This window comes from Actinobacillus seminis (assembly GCF_002263215.1).
GTDB lineage: Bacteria > Pseudomonadota > Gammaproteobacteria > Enterobacterales > Pasteurellaceae > Actinobacillus_B > Actinobacillus_B seminis.
Genome location: NZ_NLFK01000011.1, coordinates 1 through 12,003, shown reverse-complemented (window position 1 = coordinate 12,003; position 12,003 = coordinate 1). Strand labels below are relative to the sequence as shown.

The 12,003-nt window shown below is 43.9% G+C and carries 11 protein-coding genes; 8 read left to right on the top strand and 3 right to left on the bottom strand.

The features are described from left to right. Window positions 1-86 precede the first annotated feature (86 nt). Complete coding sequence (locus CFY87_RS09935) at window positions 87-869, top strand: DeoR/GlpR family DNA-binding transcription regulator (RefSeq protein ID WP_094947271.1); 783 nt, start codon at window positions 87-89, stop codon at window positions 867-869. Between the two features lie 28 nt (window positions 870-897). Beyond that, window positions 898-2,730, top strand: a complete 1,833-nt coding sequence (gene glmS, locus CFY87_RS09930) for a glutamine--fructose-6-phosphate transaminase (isomerizing) (RefSeq protein ID WP_094947268.1) — start codon at window positions 898-900, stop codon at window positions 2,728-2,730. 125 nt (window positions 2,731-2,855) lie between these two features. Here glmS and CFY87_RS09925 read toward each other — a convergent pair whose 3' ends face one another. The 3 genes from CFY87_RS09925 to narQ are packed head-to-tail and all read right to left on the bottom strand — an operon-like array spanning window position 2,856 to window position 5,923. Beyond that, complete coding sequence (locus CFY87_RS09925; RefSeq protein ID WP_094947265.1) at window positions 2,856-3,167, bottom strand: DUF2322 family protein; 312 nt, start codon at window positions 3,165-3,167, stop codon at window positions 2,856-2,858. A 20-nt stretch (window positions 3,168-3,187) separates the two neighbouring features. Next, window positions 3,188-4,213, bottom strand: coding sequence for a UDP-N-acetylmuramate dehydrogenase (gene murB / locus CFY87_RS09920; protein ID WP_094947262.1), 1,026 nt, complete (start codon window positions 4,211-4,213; stop codon window positions 3,188-3,190). Between the two features lie 3 nt (window positions 4,214-4,216). Next, a complete protein-coding gene (narQ, locus tag CFY87_RS09915) occupies window positions 4,217-5,923 on the bottom strand; it encodes a nitrate/nitrite two-component system sensor histidine kinase NarQ (RefSeq protein ID WP_094947259.1) in 1,707 nt (568 codons plus the stop codon). A gap of 375 nt (window positions 5,924-6,298) precedes the next feature. Between narQ and CFY87_RS09910 the strand changes: the two genes are divergently transcribed. From CFY87_RS09910 to CFY87_RS09885, 6 genes are all read left to right on the top strand, one after another. Continuing rightward, entirely contained in the window at window positions 6,299-6,580 is a 282-nt protein-coding gene (locus tag CFY87_RS09910; RefSeq protein WP_169711616.1) for a chaperone NapD, read from the top strand. Between the two features lie 32 nt (window positions 6,581-6,612). Further along, complete coding sequence (gene napA / locus CFY87_RS09905) at window positions 6,613-9,096, top strand: nitrate reductase catalytic subunit NapA (RefSeq protein ID WP_094947255.1); 2,484 nt, start codon at window positions 6,613-6,615, stop codon at window positions 9,094-9,096. Between the two features lie 61 nt (window positions 9,097-9,157). Further along, a complete protein-coding gene (napG, locus tag CFY87_RS09900; RefSeq protein ID WP_094947251.1) occupies window positions 9,158-9,913 on the top strand; it encodes a ferredoxin-type protein NapG in 756 nt (251 codons plus the stop codon). Beyond that, complete coding sequence (gene napH, locus CFY87_RS09895; RefSeq protein ID WP_094947248.1) at window positions 9,913-10,776, top strand: quinol dehydrogenase ferredoxin subunit NapH; 864 nt, start codon at window positions 9,913-9,915, stop codon at window positions 10,774-10,776. The genes napG and napH overlap by 1 nt, the downstream gene beginning before the upstream one ends. A gap of 4 nt (window positions 10,777-10,780) precedes the next feature. Further along, window positions 10,781-11,236 carry a nitrate reductase cytochrome c-type subunit gene (locus tag CFY87_RS09890; RefSeq protein ID WP_094947245.1) on the top strand — a complete coding sequence of 152 codons (456 nt, stop codon included), beginning with the start codon at window positions 10,781-10,783 and terminating at the stop codon, window positions 11,234-11,236. 15 nt (window positions 11,237-11,251) lie between these two features. Next, window positions 11,252-11,857 carry a NapC/NirT family cytochrome c gene (locus tag CFY87_RS09885; protein WP_094947243.1) on the top strand — a complete coding sequence of 202 codons (606 nt, stop codon included), beginning with the start codon at window positions 11,252-11,254 and terminating at the stop codon, window positions 11,855-11,857. Window positions 11,858-12,003: the final 146 nt, after the last annotated feature.

Genomic DNA, 12,003 nt, shown 5'->3' with positions numbered 1-12,003 from the left:
TTATCCAAATTTGACAAAAATAAGGTTTACATCATAAAGATTACGCTGTAATATTTCGCTTCGAAACTTAATAGTGAAAAAATCTAATGAAACGAAATATTCAAGTCCGCAATACCCGGCAGCGTCGCCACGCGATTATGCAAGTGTTACAAGAACAAGGAGAAGTCAGCGTTGAGCAATTAGTACAATTGTTTGAAACGTCCGAAGTGACCATTCGCAAGGATTTAACCGCGTTGGAAAGTAATGGTTTTTTATTGCGTCGCTATGGCGGGGCAGTCTTGATGCCGAAAGAATTAATTGATGAGTCGCAAGAAGAAAATCTTTCGAACCGAAAGTTAGCGATTGCAAAACTGGCGGCAGAACGGATTACTGATCACAATCGTATTATCGTAGATAGCGGCAGTACAACCGCCGCGCTGATTAAGCAGCTTAATCGTAAACAAGGGTTAGTCGTGATGACCAATTCGCTATCGGTGGCGACACAGTTGCGTGCTTTGGAAAATGAACCGACCCTGTTGATGACCGGCGGCACTTGGGATACGCGTTCCGAGTCATTTCAAGGCAAGGTTGCCGAGCAAGTGTTGCGTTCTTATAATTTTGATCAATTATTTATCGGCGCAGATGGGATTGATTTGGTGCGGGGAAGTACGACCTTTAATGAATTGGTGGGGTTAAGCCAAGTGATGGCGGAGGTGTCTCGCGAAGTCATAGTGATGGTGGAATCACAAAAAATCGGTAGAAAAATGCCGAATTTAGAATTAACGTGGCAGCAAATTAATGTGCTGGTGACGGATGATTTGTTGACCGAAGAAATCAAGCAGGCAATTCAGGCACAAGGTGTTGAAGTGCTTTGTGCAAGTGCGGTCTAAATTTTTACTTTTTAATAAGGAAAAAACCATGTGTGGTATTGTTGGTGCGGTAGCGCAACGTGATGTCGCTGAAATTTTAATTAACGGTTTACACCGTTTGGAATATCGCGGTTATGATTCTGCCGGTGTGGCGGTTGTCAATGAGCAAGGCGAATTACAACGTGTGCGTTGTTTGGGGAAAGTTAAAGCTTTAGATGAGGCGGTAGAAAAAAATCCGTTAATCGGAGGAGCGGGGATTGCGCACACGCGTTGGGCAACCCATGGAGAGCCTTCCGAAGCGAATGCGCATCCGCACGTTTCCGGTAATTTCGCGGTAGTTCACAACGGAATTATCGAAAATCACGAAGAATTGCGTACAGAATTAAAGACGCGCGGTTATGTTTTCTTATCCCAAACCGATACTGAAGTGATTGCGCACTTGGTGGAATGGGAAATGCGCAGCACTTCAAGTTTGTTAGAAGCTGTGCAAAACGTGGTGAAACAATTGACCGGCGCTTATGGTATGGTCGTGATGGATCGTACCGATCCAAGTCATTTGGTTGCGGCGCGTTCCGGCAGCCCATTGGTTATCGGCTTGGGGATCGGCGAAAACTTTTTAGCTTCTGACCAATTGGCGTTGTTAAGCGTAACCCGTCGTTTTATCTTTTTAGAGGAAGGCGATATCGCGGAAATTACACGTCGTAGCGTAGATATTTACAACAAACAAGGGCTGAAAGTTGAGCGTGAAACCTACGAATCTCACCTTGAAAATGATGCGGCGGAAAAAGGAAAATTCCGTCACTTTATGCAAAAAGAAATTTTTGAACAACCGACCGCACTTATCAACACCATGGAAGGACGTATCACCCATCACAATGTGATCGTAGAAAGTATTGGTAACGGTGCCAAAGAAATTTTGGAAAAAGTGCAACATGTGCAAATCGTTGCTTGTGGGACGTCATATAATTCCGGTATGGCGGCGCGTTATTGGTTTGAGGCGCTTGCCGGAGTGAGTTGTGATGTGGAAATTGCTTCTGAATTCCGTTATCGCAAATTTGTGACTCGTCCGAACAGTTTATTATTAACTCTGTCCCAATCAGGGGAAACGGCGGATACCTTAGCGGCACTTCGTTTGGCGAAAGAAAAAGGCTATATGGCGGCAATGACCATTTGTAACGTAGCGGGATCTTCTTTAGTGCGTGAATCCGATTTGGCCTTTATGACCCGTGCCGGGGTAGAAATCGGGGTGGCGTCAACTAAAGCATTTACGACTCAATTGGCAGCAATGTTAATCTTAGTGACCGCGATCGGTAAATTAAATGGCAATATTTCCGAGGAAAAAGAACAAGAAATCGTAAAAGCCTTGCAGTCTGTGCCGGCTGAAATTGAAAAAGCATTAACATTCGAAGCGCAAATTGAAAAATTAGCGGAAGATTTTGCCGAGAAAAACCATGCTTTATTCTTAGGTCGTGGTGAATTTTATCCGATTGCTATGGAAGCCTCTTTGAAATTAAAAGAAATTTCCTATATTCATGCAGAAGCCTATGCCGCCGGTGAGTTAAAGCATGGACCGCTTGCTTTAATTGATGCGGATATGCCGGTGATTGTGGTGGCACCGACCAATGAATTATTGGAAAAAGTGAAATCCAATATTGAAGAAGTGCGCGCACGAGGAGGTCAATTATATGTATTCGCCGACAAAGAAGCGGGTTTTACTGAAACAGCAGGCATGAAAATAGTGACCATGCCAACCGTACATGAATTAATTGCACCGATTTTCTATACTGTACCAATGCAATTATTGGCTTATCATGTGGCGCTAATTAAAGGGACTGATGTGGATCAACCGCGTAACTTAGCGAAAGCGGTAACGGTAGAATAAGTTTTTAATCTTTTGGAGGAATCAAAGTTAACTGCTTGATATCTCATGTCATATTAGGTGTAGTGATGGGTCTTGCCCATCACTTTTTTTGCAAGCTAAATTCGGTGATGAAGGTTTAAGGGAGCTTAACCTTTGGTGATTAATTGATATTCCAAATTTTCCGCGATCACACGCAATAATAAATCAATATTGGGATGTTTCCCCGGGTTTTGTTTGGCATCTTCGGTATGTTCGGCAAAAAGCTGCAAGCCTTTTTCGGCACAAGTGCGGTCTAATTTCCCGTTAAATTGTTGTGCCAATGCGTGATAAACTCGCAATGATCCTAATTTGCCTTGAATAGCGGGTATATGATGAATAACCTTTTCGTTGGAAACAACGTCAAGTCCTTGCAGGTGATCAATCGCCGGCAGGCTGTCTAAAACGGTTTTAAAATCCATAAAATATCCTTAAGTTGAAATTAACTAATGGTTCGTTCGCTATCTACTTCGCCTTGCGCGCCGATAAAACGCACTTCCGGTTGCAAATAAATATCAAATTTAATTGCCACACATTGGCGAACATGATGTGCCAGTTCTACGACATCACTTGCGCTGGCGTGATCTTTGTTAATCAATACAAGGGATTGTTGTTGATGTACTGCTGCGCCGCCGAGTTGATAGCCTTTTAACTGACATTGTTCAATCAACCAGCCGGCAGCGAGTTTTACCTGTCCGTCCGCCTGTGGATAATGTGGAATATCAGGATATTCTTGTTGTAAAAATGCAAAGGTTTGCGCCGAAATAACAGGATTTTTAAAGAAACTGCCGGCATTGCCGAAAATTTTCGGATCGGGTAATTTACTTTGCCGAATGGCACAAACTTCATCAAAAATTTGTTGCGCGCTGACCGTTTCGGTAGCAAACTTGGCTAACGATCCGTATTTCAGCACCGGTTTCCAAGCTTTGGCTAATTTTAAACCGATTGCGGTGATAATAAATCCGTCTTTATATTGATGTTTAAACACACTTTCGCGATACCCAAATTCACATTGGGCGCGGGTTAAGCGCAATTGTTCGTTGGTATTTAAATTGATGATGTCAACATAATCACAAACATCTTTAAATTCAACGCCATAAGCACCGATATTTTGGATAGGCGCCGAACCGGCACAGCCCGGAATTAAGGCAAGATTTTCCAATCCGTAGATCTGTTGTTGCAATGACCATGTGACAAGTTCATGCCAGTTTTCGCCGCCTTGTACATGGAGGAAATGGTATTCTTCATCTTCATGATGCGTAATGCCACGCAATTCATTGATCGCAACAATGCCGGCAAAATCCTCTAAAAACAAAACGTTACTGCCTTGCCCTAAAAATAGAAAGGGGAGATGTTCGCTTTGTGCTTGTTGCCAAGCTTGTTTGAGTTCCTCAAGTGCGGTGATTTTTATCACGTTTTTTGCCTTTGTAGGAATGGCAAAGGTATGCAATGCTTGTAAATTTTTCATTTATTATCCTTGTTGTAACGTATTTGGCAAGGTGAGTTTGACTTCCGTTCCGCCTTGCGCTAAGCGTCGAATATGTAGGGTGGCATTGAGTTGGCGGCTACGTTCCGACATAATATTTAAGCCATAATGCCCGTTCGGTTCTTGTAAACTGGGAATACCTATACCGTTATCCTTAATCGTTAATTCATATTCCCCATCTTGATTCATATAAGCGGAGACATCAATTTGCGATCCCTTCGAATGTTTGATTGCATTTAAACAGGCTTCTCTTACAATTTGCAGCGCATGAACCAATTGTTGCGCATTGAATGTCGTCGAGGGTAGGGTACAGGAAACCGTCATGTTCATATCCGTTTGATTGCGCAATGAATCAATCACTTGTTCCAACGCCAATTTTAAATTAGCTTCTTGGATGGTCAAGCGGAACGTCGCCAATAATTCGCGTAATTGCACATAACCTGTGCTGAGCGCTCGCTCAAAATCAGCAATGATCGCCAAACTTTTTGGCGTTGATTCCGTGGGCGATTGGTTTAAATTATGTTTAAGCAAGGTCAGCTGAATTTGTAAATAGGATAACACTTGTGCGAGGGAGTCATGCAATTCCCGCGCAATAATCGAGCGCTCCTCCATTAATAACAATTGTTGCTGTTGACGTTGGGCGTGGTTGAAATACAAGGCGCGGCTAAGCATTTGCGCAAAATTTTGTATAGCACGTAAATCCGGGCAAGGCAGCCCCGCTTGCCAAGATAATTGTCCTAAAATTTCATTTTTAGCTGATAAGTCAATGTGTTGCAGCGCTTCATGTGTTTTTTTTCCTAAGCAAATGTGCCATTCGGAATCATATACCTGTAATTCAAGATAACGTAAGTGTTCATTTATTTGAATGTGTTTCAACACTTGTTGTAATAATGTCGGAGTAAGATGATTATTGCTCAACAATTGCGAGGCTTGATACAGAGCGGATAGTGCGCGGTTGAGTTGGCTAAGTTTTTGCGTTTTTTCGTTAACTTTATCTTCCAAGCGCGAATACAGCTTGCCTAATTCGCTTGCCATTTGGGTAAACACCAATGATAAGCGCCCAATTTCATTATTTTTTTGTGTATCCAGCGGAATATGCTTGAAGTGACCAAATTGTACTTGTGTGCTGGCGAGCGCGAGTTTTTCCAAGGGTTGAACCACTTGTTTACGCGTAAACCAAATCACATAAGAAACTAACCCGACTATCAGTAGCATTGAACAAAGAATAGTCAATACCGCAATATTGAGTTTTTTCTCGGCAAACGTCTGAAGTGTATTGACGAAGCGATCCACTTGATCCACATAGCTGGTTACTTCTTGGCGATAGGACGTATAATCGCCTTGGCGTGCGTAGTTTTCCATACCTTGCCAACGTTTGATTAACTCTCGATAGGCTTGTTTCACGTTCGCCGGCACAAAGGACTGATGGTTGATTTCAGTTAAGGGCGTGGAATGCAAACTTAAGCGATATTGCCTTAAATGAAAATCCACATTTTGCGGATGATGTTCAATAATATAGAGCAAACGATAGGTTTGCATACGCAGCGAACCGGAAACATTGATCAACTCCGCATCAGATTTATTGCTCAACATAATGCCCAGACTAAGCAGACTGATACAGGCGGCAAAAACGATAATGCTCAATAAATAATGGGCAATTTTTGTAGAGACAGACAGTTTTTTTTCAGCCAAAGGCAACCTCAATAAATCACATCATTTTGGGCATTCTAACAAAAAAACACCGCGCTTTTAGTGTTTAGTGATGATTTTGCAGACAGCGATGCGCTTGATGATGAGTAAAACTTGATTTAACGCAACAAACTTTCATTTCTGCAAAGGAATACTCATTTTAGGTGATTAAAAAATAGTGTATTCAATCGGAAAATAATAGGCTATGAAGCTGATTGTGCGACAGGTAAGGTGTTTTGTGCGAACCTTAGCGGATGTAACGAAACCGTTATTACAAGTGCATCATTGCAATAGGCACTTGTAGTGAACGTTGCCCGGTAAATGCGATAAAAATTTGTCCTCAACAACATGAAGCGGAAAAATTAAAGGAGCGACATCATGCAGGAACAGGAAATTAGTATGGAAAATGCAAAAGATTGGCACGTTTGTAGCTTAATCGTACAGGCAAAGCCGGAAAATATCGAGCAAATTCAAACCGCACTTTTGGCAATTCCACACACGGAAATTCCTGCCGCCGATCATGAAATTGGAAAATTAGTGGTGGTGATGCAGTCTCATCACCATAGAGTGCTGTTAGAGCATATGGAAAATATTCGTCACATTGAGGGCGTGATAGATGTTTCATTAATTTATCACGAACAAGATGAGCAGCTTGCGTAAAGCAATTAATGACTTAAACGAGGGGGAACACAATGGGGTTAAGTCGTAGGGAGTTTATGAAAGCCAATGCCGCCATGGCAGCGATGGCAGTCGCCGGATTAGCCATTCCGGTAAAAAATGTCATGGCGGCTGAAGATACAATTAAATGGGATAAAACCGTTTGTCGTTTCTGCGGTACCGGTTGTGGCGTATTAGTCGGCGTTCGCGACGGTCGCATTGTCGCATCACAAGGGGATCCCAATGCCGAAGTTAATCGTGGATTAAACTGTATTAAAGGCTATTTTTTACCGAAAATTATGTACGGTAAAGACCGCTTGACACAGCCCATGTTGCGCATGAAAGACGGTAAATACGATAAACACGGGGAATTTACGCCGGTATCTTGGGATGTTGCATTTTCCACCATGGCGGAAAAATTTAAAAAAACCTTAAAAGAACAAGGTCCGAACGGGGTAGGGATGTTTACTTCCGGTCAATCAACGATTTTTGAGGGCGTGGCAAAATCTAAATTATTTAAAGCCGGCTTGCGCTCTAACAATATCGACCCGAATGCGCGGCACTGTATGGCATCCGCGGCGGTTGCCTTTGCGCGCACGTTCGGAATGGATGAGCCTATGGGCTGTTACAATGATATTGAACATGCCGACGCGTTTGTGCTTTGGGGTTCCAATATGGCGGAAATGCACCCGATTTTGTGGTCACGTATTTCCGATCGTCGTCTTTCCAATCCGGATAAAGTAACGGTAAATGTGTTATCTACCTTTCAACACCGTTCTTTTGAATTAGCGGATTTAGGGATTATTTTCACGCCACAAAGTGATTTGGCGATTTTAAACTATATTGCCAATTATTTGATTGAACATAATGCCATTAACCAAGATTTTATCAAAAAACATACCAAATTTAAGCGGGGTGAAACCGATATTGGTTACGGATTGCGCCCGGATCATCCGTTGGAAAAAGCGGCAAAAAATGTCAAAACTGCCGGCAAAATGTATGATAGTGATTTTGCGGAGTTCAAAAAGTTAGTAGCGCCTTATACCTTGGATAAAGCCCATGAAATTTCCGGCGTACCAAAAGATCAATTAGAGCGTTTAGCCAAACTTTATGCAGATCCGGAGAAAAAAATCGTTTCTTTCTGGACCATGGGCTTTAACCAACATACGCGCGGTGTCTGGGCGAACCATCTGATTTATAACATTCATTTATTAACCGGTAAGATCTCTTTACCGGGTTGCGGACCGTTCTCCTTAACCGGTCAACCGTCCGCTTGCGGTACAGCGCGCGAAGTCGGTACCTTTATTCACCGTTTGCCGGCGGATTTAGTGGTCACCAATCCGGAACATATTGCAACAGCTGAAAAATTGTGGAAATTGCCGAAAGGCGTCATCCAAACTAAATTGGGGTTACACGCAGTCGCACAAGACCGTGCGTTAAAAGACGGTACCTTAAATGCCTATTGGGTCATGTGTAATAACAACATGCAAGCCGGTCCGAATATCAATCAAGAACGTTTACCGGGCTGGCGTAACGAGCGCAACTTTGTGGTGGTTTCCGATCCTTATCCAACCGCTTCAGCGTTATCTGCCGATTTGATGTTGCCAACCGCAATGTGGGTGGAAAAAGAAGGGGCATACGGAAACGCAGAGCGACGTACCCAATTCTGGCGCCAACAAGTGCAAGCGCCGGGTAATGCAAAATCTGATTTGTGGCAATTAGTGGAGTTCTCTAAATATTTCACCACTGATGAAGTTTGGCCGGCAGAAACGCTTGCTGCGGCGCCCGAATATAAAGGTAAAACCCTGTTTGAGGTCTTATACAAAAACGGTCAAGTGGATAAATTCTCCGTAGATGAGTTGGATCAACGCTTAAATGACGAGTCTTATCATTTCGGATTTTATTTACAAAAAGGCTTGTTTGAAGAATACGCCTCCTTTGGTCGTGGTCACGGACACGATTTAGCCCCATTTGACCTGTATCATAAAGCGCGTGGTTTGCGTTGGCCGGTCGTCGATAATAAAGAAACCCTATGGCGTTATCGTGAGGGTTATGATCCTTATGTAACAGAAGGCGAAGGCGTGGCGTTCTACGGTTACCCGGATAAACGGGCAGTTATTTTGGCGGTGCCTTATGAACCGCCTGCAGAAGCGCCGGATGCGGAATACGATTTATGGTTATCAACCGGACGGGTACTTGAACATTGGCATACCGGTACTATGACGCGTCGCGTACCTGAATTGCACCGTTCGTTCCCGAACAACTTGGTGTGGATGCACCCGGAGGATGCGAAAAAACGCGGATTACGTCATGGTGACAAAGTAAAAGTGATTTCGCGTCGTGGCGAAATGATTTCTAACTTGGATCTGCGCGGACGTAATAAAGTCCCTGTAGGGTTGATTTTTACCACCTTCTTTGATGCGGGACAGTTAGCCAATAAGTTAACGTTGGATGCAACCGATCCGATTTCCAAAGAAACCGACTTCAAAAAATGTGCGGTAAAAGTGGAAAAAGCCTAAAAATAATGCAAAAAAGGACCGCTCTTTTGCTGTTATGACGTAAAAGTGCGGTGAAAAAATCATGAAAAAAACTGTTGTCACACCGGAACGTCGCCGCTTTTTAAAAAAAGCGATCCGAACCGCAGGCGGGCTTGTCGGCGTCGGGTTGCTGCTTGGCTTGCAGCAAAAACAAAGTCTCGCACGCGAAGGCGTAGCGTTGCGCCCTCCCTTTGCGTTGGCGAATGACAACGATTTTACCGCCGCGTGCATTCGTTGTGGGCAATGTGTGCAAGCCTGTCCTTATGATATGTTGCATTTGGCGTCGTTACTTTCGCCTTTGGAAGCCGGAACGCCTTATTTTGTGGCAAGGGACAAGCCTTGTGAAATGTGTGTGGATATTCCTTGTGCGCTAGCTTGTCCGAGCGGTGCATTGGATAACCAAGCCACGGACATTACGCAGGCAAAAATGGGCTTGGCGGTGTTGCTGGATCATGAAACCTGTTTGAACTGGCAAGGGTTGCGTTGTGATGTGTGTTATCGAGTTTGTCCGGTGATTGACAAAGCGATAACCCTAGAAATACAACATAACTCTCGTACCGGCAAGCACGCGATATTTATTCCGACGGTGCATTCCGAGCATTGTACCGGCTGTGGCAAATGCGAAGAGGCTTGTGTGTTGGATGAGGCAGCAATTAAGGTGTTACCGTTGGCATTGGCAAAAGGGATGTTGGGGCGGCATTATCGTTTAGGCTGGCAAGAAAAGGCGAAAGCCGGACATTCCTTGGCGCCGGACGACATTATTAGCCTCCCGACCCGTAAACCGGAAGGAGCACAATAATGGCAAATGCACCGAAAAATGCCGGACGTGAAGCAAGAGAAAAATTAGGTTGGTGGTATGCCAATCGTTTTTTATTTTGGCGTCGGATGATCCAATTGGCGATTTTAGCCATGTTTTTATCCGGTCCTTATTTTCAGATTTGGATCTTAAAAGGCAACTATTCCGGTAGTTTGTTTTTGGATGTGATCCCGCTAAGTGATCCGTTAATTACCGCGGAAAGTCTTGCCACAGGTTATGTCCCGACGCTGACTACCTTGGTTGGCGCGTTGATTATCGTGGTATTTTATGCCTTAGTCGGTAGTCGCATTTTTTGCGCTTGGGTGTGTCCCTTGAACATTGTCACCGATTGTGCCGCTTGGTTAAGACGCAAATTAGGTATTCGCCAAAGCGCGAAATTGCCACGCGGATTGCGCTATGGTGTATTGCTGATGATTTTAGTCGGCAGCGCGGTGAGCGGGGTGTTGTTGTGGGAATGGATTAATCCGGTTTCCGCCTTAGGGCGCGGTTTAATTTATGGTTTTGGCGCGACTATATGGCTCGTGTCGGCAGTTTTTTTATTTGATTTATTTATCGTGGAACACGGTTGGTGTGGGCATCTTTGTCCGATTGGTGCCAGCTACGGAATTATCGGCGCGAAAGGGCTGCTGCGAATTAAAGTCACTGATCGCAGTAAATGTGACAATTGTATGGATTGTTACAATGTTTGCCCGGAAGCGCAAGTAATTCGACCAGCATTGCACGGTAAAAATAATGAAAGTTTACTTATTCTATCAAAAGATTGTATCGGTTGTGGGCGTTGTATTGATGTCTGTGCTGAAAAAGTATTTATATTGACGACTAGATTTAATCATTCGGAGGAGTGATAACATGATGAAAAATAAGGTATTTGCAATAATCGGCGTAATTTTGACCGCACTTTTTGCGACATCCGTTGTTGCACAAACGCCAAAAGCGGTTCAACCCGTGGGGCAAAGTTTACAAGATTCTCCGGAAAATGTGGCGCCAGCCTTTCATGTTCCGGCAAAAGAAAGTGAATTAGCGGCGTTAAATTACGTCAATCAGCCGCCAATGGTGCCGCACAGCGTAAAAAACTATCAGGTGACCAAAAACGCGAACCAATGTTTAGCCTGTCACAGCGTAGAAAATTCGCGTGTTACCGGTGCGACTCGGATTAGCCCTACGCACTTTGCCGATCGCGATGGAAATGTGAGTTCTTCAACATCTCCGCGTCGTTATTTTTGCTTGCAGTGCCATGTATCGCAATCTGATGTGGATCCGATTGTGCCAAACGAATTTAAACCGGAACAAGGTTACGGAAAATAAGCAAAAGGATAGGTTATGACAAAGCAAGAAAAAAAGCTCAATATCATTAAACGCTTTTGGCATTGGTTTAAAAAACCAAGTCGCATGGCGGTGGGGGTTGTGATTATACTTTCGTTTATTGCCGGAATTGTGTTCTGGGGCGGATTAAATACCGCGTTGGAGCGAACCGGTACGGAAGAATTTTGTTCTAGCTGCCATATGAATGACGTGGTGCCGGAGTATCGGCATTCTGTGCATTATATGAACCGCAGCGGTGTGAAAGCGGCTTGTGCCGATTGCCACCTACCGCATGAATTTATCCCGAAATGGACACGTAAAATCAAAGCCGTCGGTGAAGTGTATTCGCACTTAATGGGGCGTGTTGATACCAAAGAAAAATTCGAGGCGGCGCGCCTTGAAATGGCAGAGCGTGAATGGGCGAGAATGAAAGCCAATAATTCGCAAGAATGTCGTAATTGCCATAATTTCACGGACATGGATTTTACCCAACAAAAAACGGTGGCGGCGAAAATGCACGCCTTAGCGGAAGAACGGAATAAAACCTGTATTGACTGCCACAAAGGGATCGCACACCAATTACCGAATATGCGCGAAGTAAAATCCGGTTTTGCGACAGAATAGAACGCTACATAAAGAAGAAAATAATAATTATCCAATAACAAAAATCTGCACTTAACACGCTGTGATAACAGCAAGGTAATGTGCAGATTTTTTTATTTCCTCACCGCCATCGCAACCTGAAAGTCAAGATGTGCGGTGAAGTTGTC

Bases quoted from the DNA above. Each gene is read 5' to 3' on its own strand.
- glmS (WP_094947268.1), top strand. From the start codon at position 898: ATGTGTGGTATTGTTGGTGCGGTAGCGCAACGTGATGTCGCTGAAATT.
- napH (WP_094947248.1), top strand. From the start codon at position 9,913: ATGGCAAATGCACCGAAAAATGCCGGACGTGAAGCAAGAGAAAAATTA.
- napG (WP_094947251.1), top strand. From the start codon at position 9,158: ATGAAAAAAACTGTTGTCACACCGGAACGTCGCCGCTTTTTAAAAAAA.
- murB (WP_094947262.1), bottom strand. From the start codon at position 4,213: ATGAAAAATTTACAAGCATTGCATACCTTTGCCATTCCTACAAAGGCA.
- CFY87_RS09885 (WP_094947243.1), top strand. From the start codon at position 11,252: ATGACAAAGCAAGAAAAAAAGCTCAATATCATTAAACGCTTTTGGCAT.
- CFY87_RS09925 (WP_094947265.1), bottom strand. From the start codon at position 3,167: ATGGATTTTAAAACCGTTTTAGACAGCCTGCCGGCGATTGATCACCTG.
- CFY87_RS09935 (WP_094947271.1), top strand. From the start codon at position 87: ATGAAACGAAATATTCAAGTCCGCAATACCCGGCAGCGTCGCCACGCG.
- napA (WP_094947255.1), top strand. From the start codon at position 6,613: ATGGGGTTAAGTCGTAGGGAGTTTATGAAAGCCAATGCCGCCATGGCA.
- CFY87_RS09890 (WP_094947245.1), top strand. From the start codon at position 10,781: ATGATGAAAAATAAGGTATTTGCAATAATCGGCGTAATTTTGACCGCA.
- CFY87_RS09910 (WP_169711616.1), top strand. From the start codon at position 6,299: ATGCAGGAACAGGAAATTAGTATGGAAAATGCAAAAGATTGGCACGTT.